Source organism: bacterium (assembly GCA_035559435.1).
GTDB lineage: Bacteria > Zixibacteria > MSB-5A5 > WJJR01 > WJJR01 > JACQFV01.
In genome coordinates, this window is sequence record DATMBC010000045.1 from 1 (window position 1) to 25,508 (window position 25,508).

Below are 25,508 nucleotides of genomic sequence, written 5' to 3' on the forward strand. Positions count from 1 at the left end.
GGCGGGAGCCTCGCCCTCCCGGATGAATTCGAGTGAGGGCGCGGCTGCCGAGCCGCTCCCACGCACTTGGGGCGAGGGGCCCTGGGTCGTGGTCAATCGGCGAGTGGAGGCGGATGCGCTTGAGTATCCGCTGGTCGGGTACTATCCGCATCAAACTCGTGCCAACATCAAGATTCAGGATGGTTGCGACTTTTGCTGCGCCTTCTGCATTCTGCCGCGCATCCGCGGGCAGGCGCGCTCGCGCCGTCTCGGCGACATCATCGCCGAAGGCCACGAACTGGTCCGTCGCGGCCACAAGGAGCTGGTGGTCACCGGGGTCAACGTCGGCACCTACCGCTTCGAGGAGTACACCATCGCCGACGTTGCCTGGCGGCTGTCGGCGATTCCCGGCGTGGAACGGGTCCGCATTTCTTCCATCGAGCCATCAACAGTCAGCGATGGGTTGCTCGATTGGATGGCCACCAGCGACAAGGCCTGCCGTCACCTGCACCTGCCGTTGCAATCTGGCGACGACCAGGTGTTGGCGCGCATGAAGCGGGTTTATACCGCCGCCGACTACGCCCGCTTCGTTGAGCGGGTCAAAGCCCGCATTCCCGACCTCGGCCTCGGCGCCGATATCATGGTCGGCTTTCCCGGCGAAAACGACGTCCACTTTGAAAACTCGCGCCGCTTTGTCGCAGAGATGCCGTTCTCGTACCTGCACATCTTCTCGTATTCCGACCGGCCTCGGACCGCCGCCAACTCGTACCACGACAAGTGCCGCCCCGGGACGATCCGTGAGCGCTCGGCGGCCATGCACGAGTTGGCGGGGGAGAAGAAGCGGGCGTTCTTCCGGGAGCACCTCGGGCAGACAGTGGATGTGCTCTTTGAGACCGTCGACGCCGACGGTCTCCGCAAGGGCTTCTCCGGCAATTACCTGCGGGTCGGGTTGCCACCCAACCAGGCCGTGGAAAACCAGTTGCTTTCCGTCCGCGTGACCGAACTGGCCGATGACCACTGCCTCGGCGCCGTTTGCCCCACGAATTGATTGTCTGCGAGTGGTTTCGCCGCTAAATTAATCCGCTAAACAGGACTGTTTTTCTCGACCATGTCACAGGGAGGAGATAACCATGACGAAGCGACGACGGGGATGCGCGTTGATGGTGATCGCCACCGTTGCCATCATCGCGCTCTCGGTGAATCCCGCCACGGCCTGCGAGACCTGCACACGCGCCCGTGAGGCGCTCTTCGCCGATCCGCCGAAACTGGCGCAGGGACTCGGCATGATCCACATGCCGGTGACCACCGACAACAAGGAGGCGCAGTGTTACTTCGATCAGGGAGTGGCCTATCTGTACGCCTTCAACCACGATGAGGCGGCGCGCAACTTCCGTCAGGCGGCGGCGCTCGACCCGAATCTGGCGATGGCGCACTGGGGCGTGGCCTATGCCCTCGGCCCCAATTACAATCTGCCGGCCGACTCGACCCACCTGGCCCTCTGCTGGGAGGCGATCCAGAAGGCGCTGGCGCTCAAACAGCATGCTTCCCCGCGCGAGCAGGCCTACATCGATGCGATGGCCAAACGCTATGCCGCCGATGTGGCCGCCCCGCGCCCGCCGCTCGATTCGGCTTACTACCGGGCGATGCGCGATCTGATGCAGGCCTACCCCGATGACCTCCATGCCGCCGTCATGTTCGTCGAGTCGGGCATGAACCTGCGGCCGTGGAAACTCTGGAGAAACGACGGCACCCCCGAGCCGGGCACGCTCGAACTGGTGGCGACGCTCGAGCGGGTCCTCCAGCGCGACCCCGGACACACCGGCGCCAATCACTACTACATCCACTGTGTTGAGGCGTCAACCGATCCCGAGCGCGCCCTGAGCGCCTGCATGCGGCTGGACACCTTGGCCTCCAACGCCGGACACCTGATCCATATGCCGGCGCACATCTATTCCCGCACCGGCGACTACGCCCGGAGCGCCAAGAGCAACGCCGACGGCGCCGCCATCGACGAGAAATACCTCGCCACCGCGCCCAAGGGGAACATGTACGGCCTCATGTACTACCACCACAACGTGCATTTCCTCTCGGTGGCCCAGCAGATGGAGGGCAAGTACGAGGCCTCTTTGGCCAACGCCCTGAAGCTCGAGAGAAGCGTCAGCGAGTTCATCAAGGACGTGCCGCTGCTGGAAGGCGTGTACATGACCTCGCTTTTGTGCTATGTGCGCTTCAACCGCTGGAGCGAAATCCTGGCGTTGCCCAAGCCCGATCCGTCGCTGAAGACCATCACCGCGCTCTGGCACTACGCCCGCGCAACCGCCCTGGTCGAAAGCGCGCGACTCAAGGACGCCCAGAAGGAATTCAAGGCCTACCGCGCCGCGGCGGCGGCGGTGCCGCCGGAAAACCTCATCGGTTTCTGGAACAGCGCCCAGTATGTCTTTACGATCACCGATGATGTCCTCACCGCCCGGCTCCTGGACGCCGGGGGCAAGACCGACTCGGCGGTCGTCCTGCTCCAACGGGCCGTCATCGCCGAAGACAATCTGGCCTACGACGAGCCCGAAGGATGGTATATTCCCGTGCGCGAGACGCTCGGCGCCTACCTGCTGAAACTGGGGCGGGCGGCGGAGGCCGAGCAGGTCTTTCGCGATGAGTTGCAGAAGCACAAGCGCAGCGGCCGCGCTCTCTTCGGTCTGCGCGAGGCGCTCAAGGCCCAGGGCGACACGGAAAACGCCCAGCTCGTCGACCTGCAGTTCCAGGCCGCCTGGCGCAACGCCGACACCCAACTGCGCCTGGAAGATCTGTAAGCCGAACAGGTCCTCACGGACCGACAGGATCATTACATTGCCGCATGCCTGACACCTCGGCCATTCCCGCATCCTGCGTCGATTCCGCGCCGCGCACACACCTGCGCGGCGCGGCGTCGCCGGATGCCCACACGCTCGTCTGCCTGCAGACATTCGGCTGCCAGATGAACGAGTACGATTCCGAACTGGTCGGCTCGCTGTTGCAGGACCGCGGCTTTGCCTTCACCGCCGACGAGCGACAAGCCGATGTCATCCTGTTCAACACCTGCGCCATCCGCGAAACCGCCCACACCCGCATCTATGCGCGTCTGGGCGAACTGAAGCAGGAGAAGAAAACCCGTCCCGGGCTGAGCGTCGGCATCCTCGGCTGCATGGCGCAAAACCTCAAGGAAGAGATTCTCCTGCGGTTCCCGGTGGTCGATTTCATCTGCGGGCCCGACGCCTACCGTCAATTGCCGGAGTTGATCGCGCGCGCGCGCGCGCTGCGTGAACGCTCCACCGCCATCGACCTCTCGGAATACGAGACCTATGAGGACATCGCGCCGACCCGCGTCGAGGGCGTCAACGCCTGGATCGCCATCATGCGCGGCTGCGACAACTTCTGCACCTTTTGCGTGGTCCCCTACACCCGCGGCCGCGAACGCTCGCGCGATCCGCGCGGGATCGTCGAGGAGACCCGCCGTCTCGCCGACGCCGGCTACCGGCAGGTCACCTTGCTCGGGCAGAATGTCAACTCGTATGCCCATCCCGATGCCGACTTCGCCACCCTGATGCGCCGCGTCGCCGACGTGCCGGGCATCGCGCGGGTGCGCTTCACCTCGCCGCACCCGAAGGACTTTCCCGAGACGCTGCTGCACGCCATCGCCGAGCACCCGCACATCTGCAAGCAGATCCATCTGCCCTTGCAGGCCGGTTCCGAGCGCATCCTCAGGAAGATGAATCGCGGCTACACGCCCGATGAGTATTGCCGCCTGGTCGATCGGATCCGGAGCATCATCCCCGACGTCGCCCTGTCCACCGACCTGATCTGCGGTTTCTGCGGCGAGACCGACGAGGAATTCGCCGCGACCGAACGGCTGGTGCGCGGCATCGAGTTCGACTCGGCCTTCACCTTCAAGTACTCGCAACGCGTCGGCACCATCGCCGCCAAATTGTGGGAGGATGATGTCCCCGACGCGGTTAAATCCGAACGTGTCACCCGTCTGGTCGAACTGCAGAAAGACATCTCGCTTGCGAAGCACCGCCGCATGATCGGACGCGCCGTCCGAGTGCTCATCGAAGGCGAGAGCCGCAAGAACGCCGCCGAGTGGCGCGCCCGCACCGATGCCAACACCATCGTCGTCTTTGCCGACCCGTCACAGCAGGTGGGCCAATTCTGCGACGTACGGATCACCGACGCCACACCCAACACGCTGATCGGCACACCCGCCTGTTAGCGCGTTCTCGGAGTGTCCCGATCGCGGGAACGGCAGTTGCGGCCCCGTAAGGGCAAACCTCGTTCTCGCCCGGCGCCCGCGGGATCATCAACAAAGATTCCAAGGGCATTGCCCCTCCGGCTTCGCCTCCGGGGCACTGCCCTTGGAATGACGACGAGGCCGGCGATGACTGTGATTGGATTTACGGATTTGTGCGAAGTATCAGACTGTGCCCGTAGGGGCGTATTGCATACGCCCGCTCCCGCGCTATCCTGCGACTTGCCCCGCTTGCCTTGCCATCTTCTTCAGGTGCTGGTGGAAAAAGAACGCGACCGCATCGGCCAGCGGCTTGGCGACGTCGTATTCCGAGGCGTACATGCCGCGGAAGGTTTTTCGCGCCGTGCCGGCGATAATGACATGCCCCAGACGCCGGTCCGAAAGCCGCATCTCGATGGCCACCGCGCCGCCGCCGGCGAGCACGCCCAGCAGCACACGGTTGACCGCGTCGCCCTTGTTGTACTCCCGCAGGGTAATTGTGCATTCGGCGACGTGTTGGGCGATCCCCGGCAACGAATCCGACGGAATAAGTTTCTCGCGGGGCACCTCGCGGACCGTGGCGGCTTCGAGCACCGAAGTGTCCTCGACGGCGATGTGCTTGAAGGTGTGGGAGTAGATGATATACTTGATGGTTTCGGCCATCAGCATACGGCAGAGTTTGGGATTCGGCTGGGCGCCGGTGCTGTCGACGAGCGCCCGCACAAACAATCCGTCGTAGGCCAATTGCGGCGCGCTGGCCAATGGAGAGGTGATCTCAACTTTCGGCGGGGGGATCCAGATGCAACCCGCAAGCGGCAGGGCGATTGCCATCGTCAGCGCGGCCGGCGCGCGAAGGCCGCGCCGGGCGCCCGGATGTCCGCGGCTCACTTCTCCTCCGGCACATTCTCCCGCTTATTGAACGGAAACTGCCCGCGCTTGGCCAGCAGGCGCAGACTGTTGTCGATCCAGGTGAAGATCGAGTCCTTCTCCGCGTCGTTGGGCGCCGCGCCCCAGTGCATGAGGCGGTAGGAACGCAAAGGCATCGCCCCCGATTCGATCTCGCGCTTGATCTTCAGCAACTGGTCCGGCTGGCGGCGCCGGCCGGCAAACGGAAAGCCCTGGCTGAAGTCGAGCTCCTCACGCGCCTCGGCCACATGCTTGTCCATCCAGCGGCCGATAACCGGCAGCGAATGGTACCAGGGGAAGTCGGTCTGGTCGCTGTGGCAGTCAAAGCACCCCTCGCGGAAGATCGGTTTCAGGGCCTCATACCCGACGGCAATCTGGCGGTAGGCCGCTTCAATCTCCGCGGTTCGTCCGCCTTCCTGAGTGTCTTGCGCTTCGTTGTCGCTGACGGCCAGGGCCGCGAGAAAAACGACCACTCCCAGCGCCGTCGCAATCCGTTGGGTTCGGTTCATCTTCTGCATACGGATCTCATCTCCCCGTCCCCCCATGTAGGGGGGACGGGGCCGCGAGAGCAAGCGCTAATCCTTGTCGCCGTGGTGATGGCCCGGTTCGGTCGTCACGGAATCGGAGGGCGGTGTGATCTGGCCCGCCAACGCCGAATCGAGGCGCGCGAGGTACATCGTGGGGTCCTTCTCAAACTCCTTGATACAGCTCTTGCAACAGAAGGTCAGCTCGCGGTCTTTGTACTTGTAGGGCACGGGCTTGCCCATCTCGCCGAGTTTGTCCCCGGTCACGATGCACCAGTCCAGCGATTTCGGCTTCGCGGCGGCATCGAGCATGGCCATGTACTTGGCCGGATCGGCCTCGAATTTCTTGATGCATCCCTTGCAGCAGAAATACACCGTCCGCCCCTTGTACTCGTACCGCACCGGATCGCCCATCTCTCCCAGCTTCTCGCCGGAGACAATGCAGTAGTCGATGGGATAGTCCTTGGTCTTGTCCGGCGCGGTCGCCGTCGCCTGATGGGAGGCGTGGCTTCCGGAGTGCATGCCGCCGCACTGCGCCTCCCCGCGTCCGGCCATGACCAACGCTCCAAACACGCCGATCGTCGCGAGCCCCAACATCCGCCGTTTCATCTTCCACATCCTTTCTTAGACAGGCCGCGCGGGCCCATCGCTCTTATTGTGTTTGATTTGCCAAAGCCGCCAGTATGTGTACACCACCGGAATCACCTCCAGCGTCAGGAACGTCGACGTGATCAGCCCGCCGACCAGCGGCGCGGCAATCCTGCGCATCACATCCGAACCCGTCCCGGTCGCCCACAGCACCGGCGCCAGCCCGATGATGTTGACCATCACCGTCATCAGCTTGGGACGCACCCGCATCACCGTGCCTTCCATGTGCGCCCAGATGATGTCGTTGAGGTCGCGGATTTTCCCCGCCGCCCTGCGGCGCTCATAGGCCTGGTCGAGATAGAGGATCATCACAATCCCCGTCTCGGTCGCAATCCCCACCAGCGCGATGATTCCCACCCAGGTGGCGGTCGAAAAGTTGTAGTCGAGCGCGTACATGAGCCAGATCGACCCGACCAACGCAAACGGCACCGACGCGAGCACGATCAACGTCTCGGTGAAGTTGCGGAAGTTCAGGTAGAGCAGGATGATGATCAGCAGCAATGTGATCGGCACGACAATCTGCATGCGCCGTGCCATCGCCTCGAGCAGTTCATACTGCCCGGTCCACTTGAGGTAGTAGCCGGCGGGAATCGTGACCTTCTCCGCGACCGCCTTCTTGGCATCCTGCACATACCCGCCGATGTCGCGGCGGCTCTGATCGATGTCGACAAAGACATACCCGACCAGCATGCCCGCCTCGTTTTTGATCATCGGCGGCCCGGCGGCGATCCGGACATCGGCGATCTGGCCAAGGGGAATGTGCGCGCGCCCCGCCGGCAGTTCGAACCGGTAACCGGTGCCGGTCGGCGCGGGGGAGGCAGACGGCGTCGAGGATCCCGGCGTCGGCACGCTCATGGCGGCGGGCCCGGACGCGCCACTCCCGGACGCAGAGCCGCCGCCGCCCATGCCGCCCATCTGGAACGAGGGCGTCGCCCACGGGTTGTAAATCCCCTCCAAATCCAGCGACGCCAAAAGCGGCGGCTCCGGTTCGGGCAACGCGCTCATCCCGCCCATGCCGGCGGCCGCGGGTCCCGCCGCCGTCGGCAACGGCACCAGCACCCCCTTGAGCCGCTCGACATTCTGCCGCAGATCGCGCGGATAGCGCACGTTCACCGAAAACCGCGCCCGTCCCTCGACCGTCACCTCGATCGGCATGCCGCCGATCGCCGCTTCGATCACATCCTGCACATCGCGCATGGTGAGGCCATAACGCGCGATCGCCGTGCGGTCGGGCACGATGTCGACAAAGTATCCGCCCGTGTTGCGCTCGGAAAAGACACTGCGCGTCGCCGGGATGGGGGAGAGGGTCCGTTCCAATTCCTGTCCGATGCGTTCGATTTCGGCCAGGTCATCCCCGAAGATCTTCACCCCGATCGGGGTGCGAATGCCGGTGGAGAGCATGTCGATGCGGGTCTTGATCGGCATCGTCCAGGCGTTGGTCCATCCCGGCATGTTCATTGCCTTGTCGAACTCGGCGACCAGCTCCTCCCAGGTGATGGTGCGTGTCTCCGGCCAGATGAGCCGCAGCGCCGGCTTGACGAACTCCGGCGCCGAACGCGAATACCAGCGTTCGACCTCGATTGCCCGCCACTCCTCGGGCGGTTTGAGCTGCACCACGGTTTCCAGCATCGACAGCGGCGCCGGGTCGGTCGGGGTCTCGGCGCGCCCCGCCTTGCCGTAGACAGCGACCACCTCGGGAAACGACCGGATCACCCGATCCTGGAACTGCATGTAGTTCTTCGCCTCCTCCACCGAGATGTTCGGGAAGGTGGTCGGCATGTAGAGGATGTCGCCCTCGTTAAGCGGCGGCATGAACTCCGAGCCGATCTGCGGGATCATCGGGACGGCCGAGATGATCGCCGCCACGCCGATGGCGATGGTCGTCTTCGGATTGCGCAGCGCGACGTAGACAAACGGCTTGTAGAGACGGATCAGAAACCGCGAGACCGGATGCTCGCGCTCGTGATGAATCCGTCCGCGCACAAACAGCATCATCAGCGCCGGCACCAGCGTGATGGCGATCATCGCCCCGAAGAACATGACGAAGGTCTTCGTATACGCCAGCGGGTGAAACAGCCGCCCCGCCTGGCCGGTGAGCGCGAAGATCGGCAGGAAGGCCACGGTGATGATCAAAAGCGCGTAGAACACCGACGGGCCGACCTCCTTGGCCGCTTCGATGAGGACGCGTCGACGGTCGGTGCGCGCGGTGGCGCGCTCGAGTTTCTTGTGCGCGTTTTCCACCATCACGATGCTGCCGTCGACCAGATCGCCGATGGCGATCGCGATCCCCGCCAGACTCATGATGTTCGAGCCGATGCCCAACAGGTGCATCGGGATGAACGCCAGCCCCACCACGATCGGAATCGTGATGATCGGCACCAGCGAACTGCCGAAGTGCAGCAGGAAGACGATGATGACGGCCGCGACCGCGATGCCTTCCTCGATGAGCGTGGACTTGAGCGTCTGGATGGAGCGATTGATCAGACCGCTGCGATCATAAACGGTCTTCAATTCGACCCCGGGCGGAAACGACGGCGTCATTTCGGCGATCTTGGCCTTGACCCGGCCGATGACGTCGAGCGCGTTTTCGCCATAGCGCATCACCACGATCCCGCCGACCGCTTCGCCGATGCCGTCGAAGTCGCCAACCCCGCGCCGGATGTCGGGCCCGTAGGTCACCCGCGCCACATCGGCCACCCGAATCGGGACGCCGGTCGGGGAGACGCCCAGTCCGACCTGACGCAGCGCCTCGAGATCCTCGATGTAACCGAGTCCGCGGATGTAATACTCGCGCCCCGACATCTCGACCACACGGCCGCCGACGTCGTTGTTGCTGGCGCGGATGGCGCGCGCCACGTCGCCGATGGTGAGATCGTAGGCGCGCAGGCGGTCGGGATCGACCTCGACCTGGTACTGCTTTTGATAGCCGCCGATCGAGGCGACCTCGGCCACCCCGGGCACCGTCGCCAGGGCGTACTTCAACGTGAAGTCCTGGAAGGTCCGCATCTCCGCCAGATCGTGGCGTCCGCTGGTGTCGACCAGCGCATACTGGAAAACCCAACCGACCGAACTGGCATCGGGGCCAATCTGCGGCGAAACGCCCTCCGGGAGAGACCCTTCGATCTGCTTGAGGTACTCCAACACCCGGCTGCGCGCCCAGTAGATGTCGGTGCCGTCCTCGAAGAGGACATAGACAAACGACATCCCGAACATTGAGTACCCGCGCACCGCGGTCACTTTGGGCGCCGCCAGAAGCGAGGTTACAATCGGATAAGTCACCTGGTCTTCGACCAGGTCGGGGCTGCGCCCCATCCACTCGGTCCACAGGATGACCTGCACATCCGACAGGTCGGGGATGGCGTCGAGGGGAATGTTGTTCAGCGAATACCATGCGCCCAGACAGGCGAAGATCGTGGCAATGATCACCACCGTCTTGTTGCGCGCACAGAATTCAATCAGCGAGCGGACCATAATGGTCAGTCCTTTCTGCTAATGCTGGTGCGCCGGTGGCGCGGTGGCCGAATCGACCGTCCCCATGCCGGAGATCGCCGCCTGCAGACGCGACTCCGAGTCGATCAGGAAGTTGGCGCTGGTGACCACGATGTCGCCGTCGGACAGTCCCTGACGAATCTCGATGAAATCGTCGCCGCGCCGTCCGACCGTCACCCGACGGGGCACAAAGTGCGTGCCGTCGTGCACGACAAAGACATACTGCGTCTGCCCGCCGTCGAGCACCGCATCGGCGGGCACGGCCAGCGCCGGTTCGCCGCCGCCGGCAATCCGCACGTCGGCGTACATCCCCGGACGCAGCCGCAGCCCGGGGTTGGCGACTTCGATGCGCACACGCACCGTGCGCGTATCCGGCGACAGCGTCGGGTACACAAACGACACCGTGCCCGCAAACGACTCGCCGTTGAAGGTCACTTGTGCCGAGTCGCCGACGCGCACCCGGTCGAGATCGCGTTCATACGCTTCGGCGATGATCCAGACGCGCCGCAGATCGGCGATGGCCAGAAGCGTTTGTCCCGGCCCGACATACTGCCCGGCCTGCACCGGTTTGTCGAGGACATAGCCGGTGAACGGACTGCGCAACACCAGCAACGATCCGTTTGTGGCGCCCTGGCCGATTTCCAGTTCGCTTAAACCGAGAAACCGCAGCCGCCGCTCGGCCGCTTCGGTCACCTCGCGCTTGATCGCCTTCATCAGCGTATCGGAGGCGATTTGCTCGGCGCGACGCGCCACCTGATAATCCTGCCAGGCCTGATACAGCTCGGGACTGTAAATGGCCAGCAGCGGCTCGCCCTTCTCAACGCGCTGTCCGGTCTCATTCACATACAATTCCTGGACCCAGCCCGATGTCCGTAATTGCACTTCGGCGAGCGTGGTCTCGTCCGGTGTGACATACCCCGCCAGACGGACCCCGTCGCTGATCACCCGGCGCGTCGCCGGGGCGGTCTTCAGGCCGATCAGTTGCAGCCGTTGCGGCGCCAGCATCACCGGCACCAGCCCGGGCACGTTCGATTCCGTCGTCGTCGCCGCCAGCTTGGTGGTGTCCACCTGAACCAAAAACATGCGGCAGACCGGGCACCGTCCCGCCGTATCGGAGACCACGTCCGGGTCCATCGGACAGCCGTACTGCCCGTGGTGCGCCTTTGTCTCGCGCATCCAGGCGTTGTCGCCGTCGGTGGCCATGTGATCCGATGCGCCCGCGGCGTCGTTGATCGGCACCAGCTTCATGCCGCAGATCGGGCAGTCGCCGGGTTGATTGCTGATGTAGGTGGGATGCATCGGGCAGTGATACTGCTGCCCGCCGGCGCCGTCGGAGGCCCAGGGCGTGACGCCGAAGTATCCCAGCACCATCACCGCGGCAAACAGGCACATCCCGCCGAAGAGAATCCAGCGGACCACCGCCATGGTGTGGGTCAGCGGCGGCGCCTCTTCGACACCCTCCGGCATCGGTTCCAGCTCGAGATCGTCATGGGGGTTCATTGTGTTTCCTCGTTTCCGTTGTCGGCCGGCGAGACATAGCGGCCGGGATCGGCGGTGTAGCGTTCCGCCTCGATCAACGCCGTCGCGTACGCCAACTCCAATTCGGTGAGCACGCGCCGGTCGGCGAAGATCGCCGCGGCATAGTTGAGCAGGTCCGGCAGCGAGGTGCGTCCGGCGGCGTATCCGGCCAGCGCCGTACGGAACGCATCCTCGTCGGCGGGGATGATCCGTTCACGGTAGAGCGCCCCCGCCTCCTGGAAGTGCCCGGCGCGCATGTGCAGCGTGCGCAATGCGGCGTCGACCTCCTTGGCCAATTGCGCCGCCTCGGCCTCCATCTGCTTCTGCATCGCGGTCATCGACAGCGCCATCTGACGCTCGTTGCGGCCGCGGAAGACCGGCAGCGAAAAGGTCGCGCCGAAACTCCACATGTCGCTCTGGGCCATCCTCTCGCCGTCCGCCAAACGCAGATCGTCACGGATGCCGTATTCCGCCGACAATTCCAGCATGGGCCAGCTCATGCGGCGCGAAGCGCGGGCGCTCAAGCGATAGCGCTCGGCGCGTTGCGCCATCGCGCGCAATGGGGCGTAGTGGGTACGCGCCGAATCCAGCCAGACCTGAAAGGTGTCCGGCAACGCGCCCCAGGCCGGCCGAACCACCGCCGGCATGTCGTCCGGGGAGACCACCCCGCGCAACGCATCCAGACGATGGTGCGCCGAGTGGGCGTCGTTGTGATGGGTCAGAATCTCCGCCTCCAGACGCCACATCGTCGCCAGAGCCGCGTTCAACTCATCCTGCCCGGCCAGGTTGGCCTCCAGACGCGAGCGCACGCTGGTGGCGATTTGCTCGGCCAGTTCGCGTTGACGCTCCAGATCGTCGATCAGCTGCTGGTGGTAATAGAGTTCGGCGTACGCCGTCTTGGCGGCGGCCACCAGATCGAGCGTCTTTTGCCGCCGGTCCTCGCCGGTTGCCTCGGCCTCGGCGCGTTGTGCTTTGGCCTGCAGACCCTTTTCGCCGGCGTAGGGGATGCGCTGCGACAGGCCGACGGCCTTCATCGTCATCATCTCCTCGTCGAAGCGCAGCGAGGACGGCAGGTTCTCGATGCCCAGCATGAGCATCGGGTCATCCCAGGCCCCGGCCGGGCCGACCTGACGTCGCGCCGCCTCCTCCATGAAGGCGGCCGCCTTGAGGGCGTCGTTGTGACGGAGCACCTCGCCGACCACTTCGTCGAGCGACAACGTGTCAGTTGGGGGCGATTGCGCCCACAACCCCGAGGGCGCCGCCATGGCCAGCAAGGCGAACATCCAGATGCCAAAGGTCTTCATCAGTCACCCATCCCGTGTTTCGTAACACGCCCGCAACGGGCGCGCGCCAAACGGTATAGTACACCGGCCCGGATGGGCCGGCGACGGTCAAACCAACCGTTGGCTGATTAACAGCGGAATGAGTGCGTGAGGAGAAAAAGGGGCGGGTCAGAGCAATGCCGGCCGCCACCTTCACGATCGACCGCGGGAGCGGCTGTGACAATCGCCGTCATGGTCACAACGGAGGGCAGCGGAACGGCATCAGACAGAGAGTATTCGAACTTGAGGGCGCCGTTGGTCTGTCCATGGAAGGACAGTGGACGCTCATAGCTGACAAAGCAACAACCCGTCTCGACCGAGGCAGGCGTAAGTGACTCGGTGGAGCAGTGTGCAGGCGCGGCCTCCTCCGGCTTGGCACAGCAGCCACGCTCCGCCACGGCCTCACCGGCGCAACAGTCGCACAACTGCGTCGACTGTGTCCCGTATTGCCGGCAGTTATGCAACAGCAATCCGGGCGAACCGGCCGAGACCAGGAAGACCACGGCCAGCGCGCATGAAATGGTCCCCTGTGTCAAACGCTTCGTCATCGTGTCCTATTATACGTAATCGGCCGGCATTGGGATAAAATAAGTTTGGGAGAGCCGCCTGATCGAATGCTTGATAAAAGCAGCGTAATTAACTGAATGCGCGATAGTTACAGGAGCGCCCGTGGGGTGGCCGCGATCCACCGCCTGGCAGCGAATTGCATGTTTCCATGCAATGTGAGGGTGCGGCCACCTCACGGACGCCGTCGCGATCTCGACGTTGTCGCCACTTCCTGGATGCGATGCGCTGGAGTCTACTGCGACAGCCGAATCGAAATGAGGGTGGGTGATGGGACTTGAACCCACGGCCACCAGGGCCACAACCTGGTGCTCTAACCAACTGAGCTACACCCACCGTAGCGGCGCACAATCTACAGAATTGCTCCGGCAAAGTCCACTGCGACGGCGCGCGGGTTCATGCCACGATGTAACGGATGACCACCAGCGCCGCCAGCGCATAGAGGGCCGGATGCACTTCGCGACGCCGCCCCGCCGCCAATTTCACCAATGGGTATGAGACAAAGCCGAAGGCCAGTCCGTCGTTGATGGAGTACGTGAGCGGGATCCCGATGGCCAGCAGGAAGGCGGGGATGGCCTCGGTGATGTCGTCCCAGCGGACGTTTTTGGCCAATTGCGCCATCAACGCCCCGACCACGATCAGGGCCGGCGCCGTCACCGGTTTGAGCATCACGCCTCCGGAGATCGCCACTCCGCCGGCGATCGCCTGGACCAGCGGCGCAAAGAAAAGCGAAAGCAGGAACAGCGCCGCCACGACCAATCCGGCGACCCCGGTCTTCGCACCGGCCATGATCCCCGAGGCCGACTCGATATAGGCGGTGACAGTGGTCGTGCCCAACACCGCGCCGGCGGTCCCGCCGAGCGCGTCGGCGGCGAAAGCCCGTGTCACCCGCGGAAACTCGCCGTCTCTTCTGATGAATCCCGCCCGCTGTCCGACCGCCGCCAGTGTGCCGGTCGCGTCAAAGACCGCCATGAACAGGAAGACAAACAGAGCGGTAAGGAAGTGCGCGGACAACGCGGGCGTCCAATCCAACCGTGCAAACGTCGGCGCCAGCGACGGCGGTGTCGAGACAATCGCCTCGACATGAATCAGCCCCGTGGCGATCCCGCCCAGCGCGGTTGCAAGCAGCCCCCAGAAGATCGCTCCCCGGACGCCGCGCGCCATGAGCACGATCGTAATGAAAAGCCCGCCCAGAGCCAACAGGACCGGCGGCCGGCTCAGATCGCCCAGCTGCACAAAGGCGGCCGGATTGCGCTGCACAATCCCGGCATCGGTCAATCCGATGAAGGCGATGAAAAGTCCAACTCCGATCCCGGTGGCCGACTTCAGACTGTCGGGAATGGCATCCAGCACCGCCTTGCGGATCGGGCCGAGGGAAAGCACGATGAAGATCAGCCCGGCATAGAAGACCGCCGCCATGGCCTCCGGCCAGGCCATGCCCATGGCCATCACCACGCCAAAGACGAAATAGAAATTCTCGCCCATGCCCGGCGCGGCGGCAATCGGGTACTTGGCCCACACCGCCATGAGCGCGGTCGCCAGCGCCGCCGATACGCAGGTCGCCGCCAACACCGCGCCAAAGTCCATCCCCGCCTGCGCCAACACCGCCGGCTGCACGAAGATGATATAGGCCATGGTCAGGAAGGTGACCAGCCCGCCGACCAACTCCTCGCGCCAGGTCGCTCCGCGTTCGGCAAACTCGAAATACCGCGCAATCCGATCGATCATGCCCCACCTCGCTGTGATGGCGGAACGATGGCCACGGCCACCCGCTTCGTCCAGCCCGGATTTGCGGCAATTGTCAGATTTGTCGAAGGGGCGTTGGCGCAGTCGGCCCATCCCCCGTCATACCGATCCGCCTTCAGCGGCCCGGGAGGACAAGGGGCGAGACTCGGAGTCGTAGGTCAGGAGCGCTGCGCCCTCAACACCCTTGAATCCACTGGTATTGTCACGGCGCAGCGCTCCTGACCCACCAGGAACCACCCGGGAGGGCAAGGCTTCCGCCGCGCCTGCTCTTGGCGGCGACAGCGGAAACGCAGCTCGGCAGGAGCCTCGCCCTCCCGATGCGTTGCATGCCACCCAGTGCTATTCCGAACAAAGCGCGGAATCTGCTTTTTGTCGCAGCCAACCGCGAGAGAGCAATCCCGATTGAATTGGTACCCCCGGCAGGATTCGAACCTGCTACCAACAGCTTAGAAGGCTGCTGCTCTTCCAAATGAGCTACGGGGGCAACGGCAGGCCTTGCGCCCGGAATGGAAATCGGGGCGAGAGGATTTGAACCTCCGACATCTTGGTCCCAAACCAAGCGCGCTACCAGGCTGCGCTACGCCCCGAGTGAGCTCCTAAAATACGTCAAAAGTCCCAGTCCCGACAGCCCCAGAATGTCAGCCGAGCGCACGGCGCAGATAGTCGGCCACCTGCCGGAAGGCGCGTCCGCGGTGCGACAGACGGTTTTTCTCCTCCGGCGAGGCCTCCGCAAAGGTGCAACCCAGTTCGGGGACATAGAAGACCGGATCATAGCCGAACCCGCCCTCGCCCCGCGGCGCGCGGGTGATGATTCCATGGACTTCGCCGGAAAAGATGACAACCTCATCCGTCGACTTGGCCAGCGCCGCCACACAGCGGAAACGCGCCCCGCGTTCCGGCTCGGGCAGATCGCGCATCAACTCCAGCAACTTGCGGTTGTTGTCGGCGAAGCTGCACCCCGGCCCGGCAAACCGCGCCGAGATCACCCCGGGCGCGCCGTCGAGCGCCTCCACCTCCAACCCGGAATCATCGGCCAGCGCCCAAAGCCCCGTTGCCCGCTGCACCGCCACCGCCTTGATCCGGGCATTCTCCTCCAATGTGGCCCCATCCTCCTCCGGATCGGGGAAATCCGCAAAATCCGCGGCGCTGAGAACCTGATAGGGGAGACCCTCGAGAATGGCGCGAATCTCCGCCACCTTGTGCGGGTTGTTGGAGGCGATGACAATGCGGGTCATGGACTCTTCGATGGGTCAGTTCTTCACGGGCGTCACCGTGAGCGCTTGCAACGTCTCCAGGTCGACCACTTCGACCGGTTCGACCGCGCGTCCGAGAAAGCGACGCCCCACCCGCTGGAACCGTCCCGGCGTATCCGAGACATAATACCGCGTCTCGGCCGTCTGCGCGGTCTCGCGATGGTGGTTGCGTTGCCGCAGGCGGTCGGCCACCGCATGCGCCACCGCCGTGGCTGAATCGACAAGCGTCACGGCGGGCCCCATGACCTCGGCAATGTCCGCCGCCAGCATGGGATAGTGGGTGCATCCCAGGACCAGCGTGTCGATGCCGTCGTCGCGAAACGGCGCCAGATACTCCTCGGCGATCAGACGCGTCGCCGGTTTGCCGGCATACCCTTCCTCCGCCAGCGCAACGAACAGGGGACAGGCGCGCGCGATCACCTGCGCGTGTGGCGCAATGGCGTGGATCGCCGCCGTGTAGGCCCCCGATGCCACCGTGGCCTCGGTCCCGATCACGCCAATCCGTCCGGACCGGCTGGCCTGGACTGCCGCCTGAGCGCCGGGCTCGATCACCCCGATCACTTCGACCGCCGCCTGTTCGGCCACTTCGCGCAGGGCCAGCGATGAGGCGGTGTTGCAGGCGATCACGATGAACTTGCACCGCTGCCGTTCGAGGAATCCGGCAATCTGCCGCGAGAACTCGACGATCACCGCCTTTGAACGCACCCCATACGGATACCGCCCGGTGTCGCCGAAGTAGACCAACGGCTCCGCCGGGTAGGCGCGCGCGATCGCGTCGAGGACCGTCAGTCCTCCCACGCCCGAATCAAAGATGCCGATCGGCCGATCCTTCATCGTCGCTACCGTCTCCGGTGCCGCGCCTGCCGCAGGCGCAGATCGCTTTCGCGTTTGGCGATGGCCGCCCGCTTGTCATACAACTTTTTCCCGCGTCCGACGCCGATTTCCACCTTCGCGTGCTTGCCCTTGAAATACACACGCAACGGGACCAGCGTCAGCCCCTCCTGCTGGGTTGCCTCGCCCAACTGGCGGATCTGCCGCCGCGACAGCAGCAATTTGCGCGTCCGCGTCGGTTCATGGTTGAACCGGTTCCCCTCGGTATACTCCGGAATGTGCACCCCGATCAGCCACGCCTCATTCTTGTCGATGCGCGCATACCCTTCCTTGAGGTTGCACTTGCCGTCGCGCAGCGACTTGACCTCGGTGCCGGTCAAGACCAATCCCGCTTCCACCGTGCTGAGGATTTCGTATCGAAATCTCGCCTGGCGGTTGGAGGTGATGACCTTGATGGCCGGCGCTGGTTTGGTCTCGCTCATCTGACGGCAATTAAGAGGGTTACGACTCCACGTTCAATTGCTGATTCACCCCGGCGCCCCCGGAGGTCCGGGGAATATTATTATCTCTGACGGGTAGAGCAGGTACCTTCGGCCCATTGTCGACCCGACCATGAGACCGTTTCATCTGTCACCTGTGCTTCTGCCCGCCATCGGCCTGCTGGTCATCCTGGCCAAGCCGGTCTCGCTGCAGGCGGCCAACGGGTCTGTGCGTGGTGTCGTGATCGACTCGGCCTCCGGTGCGACCCTGCCCGGCGCGACCATCTACATTCCGCTGCTGGGACGCGGCGCGATCGCCGACGACAACGGACGCTTCCGTTTCGACAGCTTAAAGGCGGGATACTACCAGATCGAGGCCAGTGTGGTCGGCTATACGCAGTGGCGTCAGAACGACCTGTGGATCGGCGCCGAGGATACGACAACCCTGACCATCGCCCTGATTCCGACTGTCCTGCCGCTGGGAGAAGAGATCATCGTCATCGGACGACGGCCGCCGATTGCGGTGGCCGCGCCGTCCACCCGCCGCACAGTGGAACGTCAGGATCTCGATATGGCACCCCTGGCGCTGACCGAACTGGTCCTGCGCCAGCCGGGTGTGACACAGGTGGATCGTGAGATTCACATCCGCGGCGCGCGCACGTATGAGACTGACTATCGTGTCGACGGCGTCTCGGTCGCCGATCCTTTCCTGCGGCAGGGCATGGCGGTCCGTCCGCCGACATCCGCCGTCGAAGCGGTGACCGTGGTGACTGGAGGGCTCTCCGCCGATCTGACCAGCGCCGCCGCCGGGGCGGTGCTGGTGGAAACCATCGAACCCACCCCGGCATTGCGCGGGCAGGTGGAGTACTCAACCGACCGCCTCTCGCCGCAGTCGGCCGGCGACTGGAACACCGACCGGGCGGCGCTGACCCTCTCCGGTCCGCTGCGGGCGCTGGGTCTGCCGATCGCCGTGTCCGACCCCCGCTTCGCGCCCGGGTTTGTGCTCTCGGTCAGCGGCGATCTTTCCGATACCTATTTGGGCTCTGGTCGTCCGAACTCGTCGGTGGCCGGCGGCACCCGCTGGACACCGCGCTCCGACAATCGCTACCACGCCCTCGCCAAACTTGCCTGGCGGCTCAACCCCGTGCACCGGGTCTCGGCGCTTTTCACCGCCGAGACCAACATCGATCAGGATGCCGCCTCGCTCGACACTCGTCTGCGCACCGCCACCTTCAGTTACGGCTGGCCATTCGCGTACGCCCGCCATCTCGAGAGCGCCACCACCTTCACCCGCCAGTCCAATTCCCAGATTCTGCGCTGGAGCATCCGTCCCGGCCAGCACACCGGTTTGGAACTCAGTCTGGCGCGTGTCTTTGCCCGTCTGCACGGCGATGTCAACGGTAAGGCGCCATCAGAATATGTCCCGCCGCAGGATACCGGCCCGATTCGCATCGACAGCACTCCGGGATCGCAGTACTACACCGTGCACGCCGGGGATGGTTTCTACGACGTTGGCGATGGCGATCTCTGGCACGATCATTTCTCGGAGACTTACACCGCCCGCGCCGATGCCGATGTCCGTTTCAGTCCTTCGGTCTCGCTGCAGACCGGCGCTGAAGTCGCGCCGCAGACGCTGCAGGTGATCGACATCTTTCGCCCCTGGCTCGGGCTGGGCGGCCTGAACACCGACCACTACCGTGTCTCGCCCACCTCGGCCTCCGCCTGGGCGCAGATCGAGGCGAATATCCAGGGCACGGTCCTCAACATCGGTTTGCGCGGCGAGCTGTGGTGGCCCGGAGCGTATCTGGATCAACTGATGGACGACACCACGCTACCCAACGTCACCGCGCGCATGCGTGAGAAGTATCTGGATGAGACCATCGAACTTCTCGGCGGACGCGCCCGTGGCTGGGTGATGCCGCGCATCGGCGTTGCCCATGCTCTGGGGCCGTCGATGTCGCTGTTTGTCTCCTATGACCGCCTGGCGCAACGCCCCAACCCGCGCCACATCTACGCCAAACTGCGCAGCCGCTCGCCGTCGTCCTACCAACTGCTCGGTAACCCCGCGTTGGAAACCGAAAAGACCATTGCCATCGAGGGTGGAATCAAGTGGCTCTACACACCCGATTGGGGACTGACCGCCAGTGTCTACCAACGCGATGTTCGCGATTACATTGCCGCGGTCGCGGTCATTCCCGACCCCGATCACCCGGAGGATTACTGGTACGCCTACGCCAACCGCGACATCGCCCAGTCGCGCGGGATCGAGCTGACCCTCGACGGACGGCGCGGGAACACCTTTCGCACCAATTTGTCCGCCGCCTTTGCCCGCATCCGTGGCGAACATTCTTCGCCGGAGGATGTCTTCCGCGGCCGGATCAGCCGCGATGGCACCGTGCTCTATCAGGAAATTGCCTTCGACTGGGACAAGCCGTGGCGCTTTGCCTCCACGTTTGACTGGACTTATGGCCCGGATGACTCGCCGCGTCTGTTCGGCATCGGGATCGGCGGTAACTGGGATTTCCACATCGGCCTCTGGGCCGAGGCGGGAAAGCGATTTACACCCTACCGCGACTCCACCGACGAAGACGGCGATGTGCACTATCTCCGCGACGGCGACCCGAATTCGGCGGTCGGTCCCTATTGGCGCTCGCTTGATCTGTCCGTTGCGAAGCACTTTTCGGTGGGGAAGGGCCGTTTGAGTCTGTTGGTATCAGTCACCAATCTGTTCAATCATGAAAATGTGGCGCTGATCAATCCCGTCACCGGTGAGGTCTACCGGGCTGAAGATCCGGTCCCGGTGGGGGACAACTTCTTCGAAACCGCGCCGGTCGGGTATGAACTGCCGATCTGGGCGGACCCGTCGCGGTTTGACAACCCGGTGCACTGGCAGTTCGGCATCCGTTGGATCTGGTAATGCGGCCCATCATCATCCTGAGTCTGCTCGGCATCGTCCTTCTGTCCTGCGGCGAAAAACTGCCGCTGCCGACCGATGTGCGCGACGACGATGGCGGCCGTTTGACCGACACCACCATGGCTCCGGTGCTGCCGCATTGGACCGCCGCCGACGGCATCCCGTTTGTCCGTCCCTTCGGCGTCACGGTCGGCTATGACCGCACGATCTACATCTGCGACACCGGCAACGATCGCATCGTGCGGCTGACCCCCAACGGCGAATTTATCGAGTCGTATCCGATTCCCCAACCGCACGCGGTCGCGCAGGATCGCGCCTTCTCGCTGGCGGCGGTCAACAGCACGCCGCAGATCTGGCTGCGACGCGCCACCGGCGGCGGCTTTGCGCCCTTTGCCGAACTCGACTCCACCTATCGCTGCGCCTCCCAGCCCAACGCGCCGCCCATCTGCTACTGGGATGTGCCGCGCTTCGAATCGATCACTTCGACCTTGGACGCCAACAAGAGCGTATTCTACGCCGTCGCCGTCGGCCGCATTTATGTCATGTTGGGCGATTTCCTCGAGCCGACGCCGCAGGGGATTCTCTACCCCGTGGTCGATTCCGGCGGGGCCTTCGGTGACGTTTACAACCCGACCGGCGTCGCCTTCGGCATTGTCCGCGACCAGCGCCGACTCTTCGTGGCTCAGTATCCGGGCATCTACGGCGTCCAGTATCTGGCTCTCCCGGAGTATTTGCCGGCGCTGCCCGACTCGGGACAGGATGTCTTCCGGATGCCGCTGGTTGACACCAAGTACCTGGCGGTCGACGAGCAGGGGAATGTCTTCGTCCTCCACCGGGCCAACGGCTTGGTCATGATGTTTGACAAGGACGGTCAGTATGTTCTGACCTTTGGCCGGAAAAGCGCCGACGATCTCGGCCTTTTTGACCCCTGCGGGATCGCCTGCTACGACGACATGGTCCTGATCGCCGACACCAAGAACAACCGAATCGCCCGCTACCAGCTGACCGCCGTGCCGCAAAACTGAGGCTTGATTGCCGGACGGCAATTGGCGATAATCCCGCCGCTGCCGAAGTGGTGGAACTGGCAGACACGCTGTGTTCAGGGCGCAGTGCCCTTACGGGCGTGCGGGTTCAAATCCCGCCTTCGGCACCAAAATCGAAAGCCCCGGCTCCACACCGGGGCTTGTTCTTTTTGGGGATGCGCCGTCGTCGTCGGCGCCCGGCGAAAATGTCCCGCGGGACGCCGTCGGGGCGGTTTCCAGCCGGGCCGGTTACTGGCAGGGGAACGTTGAAGGTGCTCCCCTCGATCCGGTCCGCTGGTCACATCGACCTTCCTCCGATTCGCGCTCACAATCCTGCAGACAATGGAAAGCCCCCATCCGGCGCCGTCCGATGAAACGGCCGTGCTCGCGGACAATGCGAAACCGGTCAGTGGCCAGCGTCAACGCGCCCAGCCCCATGACGATGAACGCGTCCCGGTGGACCATCTGGACATGCTCGCCCCCGGTCAGTTCGAATTCGTCGCCCATCAGGAGATGGAAAACGATCATCGTAAAAGCCGGGCCGACGATCGCCAGCCCGCCGGCCAACAGCTGTCCCCGACGAGCGCTCTGCCGGATGTCTTCACGGAATTCAGCGTCGCGCTCGGCGTCGGTGGGCGCGGACCGGCCGCAGCGCTCCACCGGTTCGTGGAGTCTGCCGCGCCGGCCGGTCGGAGGTGTGCTCATGATGCGGTCGCAGGGGAAGAGATCGGCCCGGAGGATTTCCGCACGCCGTTCGCACAATCCCGGCGCCAAAACACGCTCCGGACGCGTATCTTAGTGTCAGTATCGATGCGTGCGGTGGCCGGACAATACTCGCTGTTTTGCTCCCCGCGGGCGCTGGTCCGCCTGCTTTTTGCCGTCATGCTGGCGGCGCTGGCCGCCGCCTGCGCCGCCCCGCTGCAATCCAGGGGCGAACGCGCCCCGCTGACCGAACGGGAAGAGGAAGCGGCGTTGCGCGCGCTGCTCGGCGCCGAAAAGTTCGGCGAGTATGTCACCATCGAGGACACTCTCGCCTCGGCCGACTGGCTGCGTCGCTTCTGGACCTCCCATGACCCGACCCCCACCACCCCGGAAAATGAGTTCCGCGAGGAACATGACCGTCGGGTCTATCACGCCATCTATCTGTTCGGCAGTCCCGGCAAGGGAGGGCGGCCGTGGGATGATCGCGGCGAGGTGTACATACGCTACGGCCAGCCGGATGAGCGGATCGTGCGTCAGGCCGGGGTCAACAATGACGGCGTCGAGCCGCCGGGCGGCCGCGCGGATGACTTCTTCGACGCGCCGCTGAACGAGGCCGATGCGGCCATCGAAGTCTGGTCCTATAATCGCTGGAACGAGACCTTTCAGTTTGAGGACAAGCGCGGCTTCGGCTTTTTCGAACTGGCACCGGTGACCGATCCGGCGTTCCGCCGCCAGTCGGCGGGCGAGTTCCACTCCGCCCGACTGCGCGCCATCGATTTGCAGCCGGCGATTTATTATCACGAATACGGCCGCAACCTGATCGACTACGCGCTCGATGTCGTCCGTTTCCGCGGCCAGCCGGGGACCTGGCGGCTGGACATCAACCTCGGCTACCCGCTGGCGCAACTCGGGCGCGGCCCCGATTCCACCAGTTTCAGCATCCGGCGCACCCTGCTGGTGCGCGATGAGCGCGAAGAGGAAGTCTACAGCGAAGTCGGCATCATCTCCCGCCAGGCGGGCCGTCAGGGACCGACCAACCAATTGGTCATCGAGCAAAAGGTCCTCGAACTGCCCCCGGGTCGCTACACCGTCGCCGCCACCATCGAGGACGAAAACACCGGCAAGTCGGGCACGTACCTGAAGCCCCTGCGCCTGCCGGAGTACATCAGCCCCGAAATCCAGGAGATCTCCGACATCGAATTGGCGTCGTTTGTCTGGTCGATCTACGAGCCCGGCTCGCCATTCATCAAGAATCAGCAAATGGTGATGCCGCTGCCGTCGCGGGTGTACCTGCCCGATCAACCGCTGGCCTTCTACTTCGAAGTGTATCACCTGCTCCTGGACGAGAGCGGGCGGACGCACTACCAGATCGACTACGAAATCTCCGCGTTGGACGGCGACTTCAAAACCGGGCGGCCGGGCACCGGCGTTCTCTCCGGTTCCACGCGCGAAATCATGCACTCCGCCACCCTCGACATCGGCGATCTGCCCAGCGGCGATTATCTGCTGACCGTGCGCGTCACCGACCTGGTCGGCAAACACGAAAAGCAGGCCGTGGCGCGCTTCGCCAAATCGAGTTGAGCCGTAACGCGGCCGGAGGACTCAGTTGTCCAGCGCGCCTTCGGCGATCCAGATGCGAACGAGTTGAATCAGCGTGTCGGCCAGCGGCGCACGGCCGTAAGGCATGCGCGGTGTCAGACGGCCTTCGAGGCGCTGCACCAGCGCGCTGCCTGAGCTGTCGCCGGGAATCACCACGCCACCCTGCATGAGGGTCGCGTGGCTTTGCAGACAGAGCCCGCCGCCGTTGTTGGCGCCGCAGGGATTGTGGCAGAAGGCCCCGCCGCAGTTGGCGGCGAAGATCGGCAGTACATCGGCCGCAAACGAAACCGTGGCGGTGTCGCCGTTCTGGCCGCCGCCGTTTCCGACGGTCGGGATGCCAGTTCCGAAATCGGCGCAGCCGGCCATTGTGACAAACACCAGCGCCACCGCCGCCGCCAGCCACTCGCCGCGTTTCTCAATAGAACGCATGGAAGAGTATCTCCACCCGTGTGTCATCGGTGACCGACTGCGCGGTCGTCTCCCGCTCGAAGCGCACCAACGGCTCCACTTTGAGGAAGTGCCGCAGATAGATCCGCGACCCGACGCTGATGCGGTATTGCGTTCCGTTTTCGTGATCCAGATCAGGATCGAGGAAATCGTAACCGACATACAGGTCCAGCCCCTGGCGCGGTCGAACGTCCAGCTCCTGCGACATGACCCAGGACCAGGTGCGTCCGCGACGGCCGGTGTCCGCGTCCGACGCCATCCGACGGCCGAAGAGATCGGCGAGGTAGGCAAACTGTCGCCAGCTCGCCTGCCCCTGGATTCCCCAGAGCCGCTCCCTGACCAGGGGACCGGAGTTCCAGCGGGTCGATCCGCCAAGGGCAGTCTGGACTGAGCCCATGCGCCAACGTGCCAGCGCCTTGCCGACATACATCTTCTGCGAGTTGTCGTCGAACCGGGCATTGCCGTTCCCGTTGAACACGCCGCCGGTCAGCGTCAGCGGGCCGGGCGAGAGGCCGACTTCGATCCCGGTCTCGGTGGCGCCGGGGTAGTCGAGATCGAGACGCTCGCGCGTGTAGTGATTGTGGTCGTCCCACCGCCAGCCCAGGTCGGGGACAAACCGCCCGCCCTTGACATATCCATGCGCCGGCAACAGACGCGCCAGCGCGAAGACTTCGTAGTCGGCGCCGGTGCCGCGATCGAGGTACAGCAGGAATTGCGGATCGGGTTCGAAGGCGACATAGAAATCCGCCTGCATCTGGAAAAACGAGTTGTCCAGCGCGCCGACCGCGGTGCGGGCATTGTCGCTGGCCAGGTAGAGCAGACGCAGGTCGGTCCCGACAGTGATGAAGTCATTCAGACGCGCCTTCGGCCAGCGCGCGCGCTCGTGCGCGGGCAGAGGATGTAACGGCAATTCGGCGGGGCCGATGAATTCGGTCACATACGAGTTGCGCATGCCGCCGCCGGACGGATTGGCATGGCAGAGTTGACAGTCCTGACCGTATTGCGCCGCCAGCCGCGGCGTGGCCCGGGCAACGGGGATCAGACTCAAGATCGACAGACCGATGGCGACAGGCAGAATCGGGCGGCTCATCATCCGTGTGAACCTCGCTGGGCGCTTACATGTTCTTGGCCATCAATAATGAGGCCCGGACCAAGGTCCGGGCCCATCACCCCAGGTATTAGGCGGGATTTTTAGCGGCTCACCCCAGAGGGGTGTGGAAGCTTGTATGCGTTCAGATTCGCAACTTATCCGGTGCTGTGGCTGCCCTTCCCTCCGGCTTGCTCCTTTGTTCTGCGGACAAGTTACC

General features: G+C 64.3%; 19 protein-coding genes and 4 tRNA genes. 7 read left to right on the forward strand and 16 right to left on the reverse strand.

What is annotated here, in order from left to right; genetic code table 11:
- From VNN55_04905 to miaB, 3 genes are all read left to right on the forward strand, one after another.
- Positions 1-1,027, forward strand: a 1,027-nt coding sequence (locus VNN55_04905) for a MiaB/RimO family radical SAM methylthiotransferase (protein HWO56888.1), incomplete at its 5' end; no start/stop codon positions are given.
- An 82-nt stretch (positions 1,028-1,109) separates the two neighbouring features.
- Positions 1,110-2,786 carry a tetratricopeptide repeat protein gene (locus VNN55_04910; protein HWO56889.1) on the forward strand — a complete coding sequence of 559 codons (1,677 nt, stop codon included), beginning with the start codon at positions 1,110-1,112 and terminating at the stop codon, positions 2,784-2,786.
- Between the two features lie 44 nt (positions 2,787-2,830).
- Positions 2,831-4,222 carry a tRNA (N6-isopentenyl adenosine(37)-C2)-methylthiotransferase MiaB gene (miaB, locus tag VNN55_04915; protein ID HWO56890.1) on the forward strand — a complete coding sequence of 464 codons (1,392 nt, stop codon included), beginning with the start codon at positions 2,831-2,833 and terminating at the stop codon, positions 4,220-4,222.
- Between the two features lie 246 nt (positions 4,223-4,468).
- On the opposite strand, the gene VNN55_04920 is transcribed toward miaB, so the two are convergent.
- The 13 genes from VNN55_04920 to smpB all read right to left on the reverse strand — a co-directional run bounded on the left by VNN55_04920 (position 4,469) and on the right by smpB (position 17,520).
- On the reverse strand, positions 4,469-5,125 hold the full coding sequence (locus VNN55_04920) for a hypothetical protein (GenBank protein HWO56891.1): 657 nt from the start codon (positions 5,123-5,125) through the stop codon (positions 4,469-4,471).
- Positions 5,122-5,661 carry a heme-binding domain-containing protein gene (locus VNN55_04925; GenBank protein ID HWO56892.1) on the reverse strand — a complete coding sequence of 180 codons (540 nt, stop codon included), beginning with the start codon at positions 5,659-5,661 and terminating at the stop codon, positions 5,122-5,124. The genes VNN55_04920 and VNN55_04925 overlap by 4 nt, the downstream gene beginning before the upstream one ends.
- Before the next feature lie 57 nt (positions 5,662-5,718).
- The gene (locus VNN55_04930) at positions 5,719-6,276 is read right to left on the reverse strand and encodes a YHS domain-containing protein (protein HWO56893.1); all 558 of its coding nucleotides are present in this window, start codon (positions 6,274-6,276) and stop codon (positions 5,719-5,721) included.
- A 15-nt stretch (positions 6,277-6,291) separates the two neighbouring features.
- Positions 6,292-9,786, reverse strand: a complete 3,495-nt coding sequence (locus VNN55_04935) for an efflux RND transporter permease subunit (protein HWO56894.1) — start codon at positions 9,784-9,786, stop codon at positions 6,292-6,294.
- Positions 9,787-9,804: 18 nt separating this feature from the next.
- Complete coding sequence (locus VNN55_04940) at positions 9,805-11,304, reverse strand: efflux RND transporter periplasmic adaptor subunit (GenBank protein ID HWO56895.1); 1,500 nt, start codon at positions 11,302-11,304, stop codon at positions 9,805-9,807.
- On the reverse strand, positions 11,301-12,626 hold the full coding sequence (locus tag VNN55_04945; GenBank protein HWO56896.1) for a TolC family protein: 1,326 nt from the start codon (positions 12,624-12,626) through the stop codon (positions 11,301-11,303). Before VNN55_04945 ends, VNN55_04940 begins: the two co-directional genes overlap by 4 nt.
- 844 nt (positions 12,627-13,470) lie before the next feature.
- Positions 13,471-13,544: transfer RNA gene (locus tag VNN55_04950), tRNA-His, on the reverse strand.
- A 60-nt stretch (positions 13,545-13,604) separates the two neighbouring features.
- On the reverse strand, positions 13,605-14,936 hold the full coding sequence (locus VNN55_04955) for an NCS2 family permease (GenBank protein HWO56897.1): 1,332 nt from the start codon (positions 14,934-14,936) through the stop codon (positions 13,605-13,607).
- A 426-nt stretch (positions 14,937-15,362) separates the two neighbouring features.
- Positions 15,363-15,438: transfer RNA gene (locus tag VNN55_04960), tRNA-Arg, on the reverse strand.
- A gap of 29 nt (positions 15,439-15,467) precedes the next feature.
- A tRNA-Pro gene (locus VNN55_04965) sits at positions 15,468-15,541 on the reverse strand.
- 51 nt (positions 15,542-15,592) lie between these two features.
- The gene (locus tag VNN55_04970) at positions 15,593-16,189 is read right to left on the reverse strand and encodes an XTP/dITP diphosphatase (GenBank protein HWO56898.1); all 597 of its coding nucleotides are present in this window, start codon (positions 16,187-16,189) and stop codon (positions 15,593-15,595) included.
- 15 nt (positions 16,190-16,204) lie between these two features.
- Positions 16,205-17,041: a glutamate racemase gene (gene murI / locus VNN55_04975; GenBank protein HWO56899.1), complete on the reverse strand. Its 837-nt coding sequence runs from the start codon at positions 17,039-17,041 to the stop codon at positions 16,205-16,207.
- 5 nt (positions 17,042-17,046) lie between these two features.
- Positions 17,047-17,520: an SsrA-binding protein SmpB gene (gene smpB / locus VNN55_04980; protein HWO56900.1), complete on the reverse strand. Its 474-nt coding sequence runs from the start codon at positions 17,518-17,520 to the stop codon at positions 17,047-17,049.
- 130 nt (positions 17,521-17,650) lie between these two features.
- On the opposite strand from smpB, the gene VNN55_04985 reads away from it, so the two are divergent.
- The 3 genes from VNN55_04985 to VNN55_04995 all read left to right on the forward strand — a co-directional run bounded on the left by VNN55_04985 (position 17,651) and on the right by VNN55_04995 (position 21,584).
- Complete coding sequence (locus VNN55_04985; protein HWO56901.1) at positions 17,651-20,434, forward strand: TonB-dependent receptor; 2,784 nt, start codon at positions 17,651-17,653, stop codon at positions 20,432-20,434.
- Positions 20,434-21,456 carry a hypothetical protein gene (locus tag VNN55_04990; protein HWO56902.1) on the forward strand — a complete coding sequence of 341 codons (1,023 nt, stop codon included), beginning with the start codon at positions 20,434-20,436 and terminating at the stop codon, positions 21,454-21,456. Before VNN55_04985 ends, VNN55_04990 begins: the two co-directional genes overlap by 1 nt.
- Before the next feature lie 41 nt (positions 21,457-21,497).
- Positions 21,498-21,584: transfer RNA gene (locus tag VNN55_04995), tRNA-Leu, on the forward strand.
- A gap of 118 nt (positions 21,585-21,702) precedes the next feature.
- Here the strand turns inward: VNN55_04995 and VNN55_05000 are convergent.
- Positions 21,703-22,158: a hypothetical protein gene (locus tag VNN55_05000; protein HWO56903.1), complete on the reverse strand. Its 456-nt coding sequence runs from the start codon at positions 22,156-22,158 to the stop codon at positions 21,703-21,705.
- 93 nt (positions 22,159-22,251) lie between these two features.
- Here VNN55_05000 and VNN55_05005 point away from each other — a divergent pair, with 93 nt between their 5' ends.
- Positions 22,252-23,736 carry a GWxTD domain-containing protein gene (locus tag VNN55_05005; GenBank protein HWO56904.1) on the forward strand — a complete coding sequence of 495 codons (1,485 nt, stop codon included), beginning with the start codon at positions 22,252-22,254 and terminating at the stop codon, positions 23,734-23,736.
- 21 nt (positions 23,737-23,757) lie between these two features.
- Here the strand turns inward: VNN55_05005 and VNN55_05010 are convergent, their stop codons facing one another.
- Both VNN55_05010 and VNN55_05015 read right to left on the reverse strand, forming a co-directional pair.
- On the reverse strand, positions 23,758-24,183 hold the full coding sequence (locus tag VNN55_05010) for a hypothetical protein (GenBank protein ID HWO56905.1): 426 nt from the start codon (positions 24,181-24,183) through the stop codon (positions 23,758-23,760).
- Complete coding sequence (locus tag VNN55_05015; protein HWO56906.1) at positions 24,170-25,291, reverse strand: hypothetical protein; 1,122 nt, start codon at positions 25,289-25,291, stop codon at positions 24,170-24,172. The genes VNN55_05010 and VNN55_05015 overlap by 14 nt, the downstream gene beginning before the upstream one ends.
- Between the last annotated feature and the right edge of the window lie 217 nt (positions 25,292-25,508).

Excerpts from the sequence above, each read along its gene's own strand:
- VNN55_04930 (HWO56893.1), bottom strand. The coding sequence starts at position 6,276 with ATGAAACGGCGGATGTTGGGGCTCGCGACGATCGGCGTGTTTGGAGCG.
- VNN55_05015 (HWO56906.1), bottom strand. The coding sequence starts at position 25,291 with ATGAGCCGCCCGATTCTGCCTGTCGCCATCGGTCTGTCGATCTTGAGT.
- VNN55_04925 (HWO56892.1), bottom strand. The coding sequence starts at position 5,661 with ATGCAGAAGATGAACCGAACCCAACGGATTGCGACGGCGCTGGGAGTG.
- VNN55_04940 (HWO56895.1), bottom strand. The coding sequence starts at position 11,304 with ATGAACCCCCATGACGATCTCGAGCTGGAACCGATGCCGGAGGGTGTC.
- VNN55_04970 (HWO56898.1), bottom strand. The coding sequence starts at position 16,189 with ATGACCCGCATTGTCATCGCCTCCAACAACCCGCACAAGGTGGCGGAG.
- VNN55_05000 (HWO56903.1), bottom strand. The coding sequence starts at position 22,158 with ATGAGCACACCTCCGACCGGCCGGCGCGGCAGACTCCACGAACCGGTG.
- murI (HWO56899.1), bottom strand. The coding sequence starts at position 17,041 with ATGAAGGATCGGCCGATCGGCATCTTTGATTCGGGCGTGGGAGGACTG.
- VNN55_04910 (HWO56889.1), top strand. The coding sequence starts at position 1,110 with ATGACGAAGCGACGACGGGGATGCGCGTTGATGGTGATCGCCACCGTT.
- VNN55_04935 (HWO56894.1), bottom strand. The coding sequence starts at position 9,786 with ATGGTCCGCTCGCTGATTGAATTCTGTGCGCGCAACAAGACGGTGGTG.
- VNN55_04985 (HWO56901.1), top strand. The coding sequence starts at position 17,651 with ATGAGACCGTTTCATCTGTCACCTGTGCTTCTGCCCGCCATCGGCCTG.
- VNN55_05010 (HWO56905.1), bottom strand. The coding sequence starts at position 24,183 with ATGCGTTCTATTGAGAAACGCGGCGAGTGGCTGGCGGCGGCGGTGGCG.
- VNN55_04945 (HWO56896.1), bottom strand. The coding sequence starts at position 12,626 with ATGAAGACCTTTGGCATCTGGATGTTCGCCTTGCTGGCCATGGCGGCG.
- miaB (HWO56890.1), top strand. The coding sequence starts at position 2,831 with ATGCCTGACACCTCGGCCATTCCCGCATCCTGCGTCGATTCCGCGCCG.
- smpB (HWO56900.1), bottom strand. The coding sequence starts at position 17,520 with ATGAGCGAGACCAAACCAGCGCCGGCCATCAAGGTCATCACCTCCAAC.
- VNN55_04955 (HWO56897.1), bottom strand. The coding sequence starts at position 14,936 with ATGATCGATCGGATTGCGCGGTATTTCGAGTTTGCCGAACGCGGAGCG.
- VNN55_04990 (HWO56902.1), top strand. The coding sequence starts at position 20,434 with ATGCGGCCCATCATCATCCTGAGTCTGCTCGGCATCGTCCTTCTGTCC.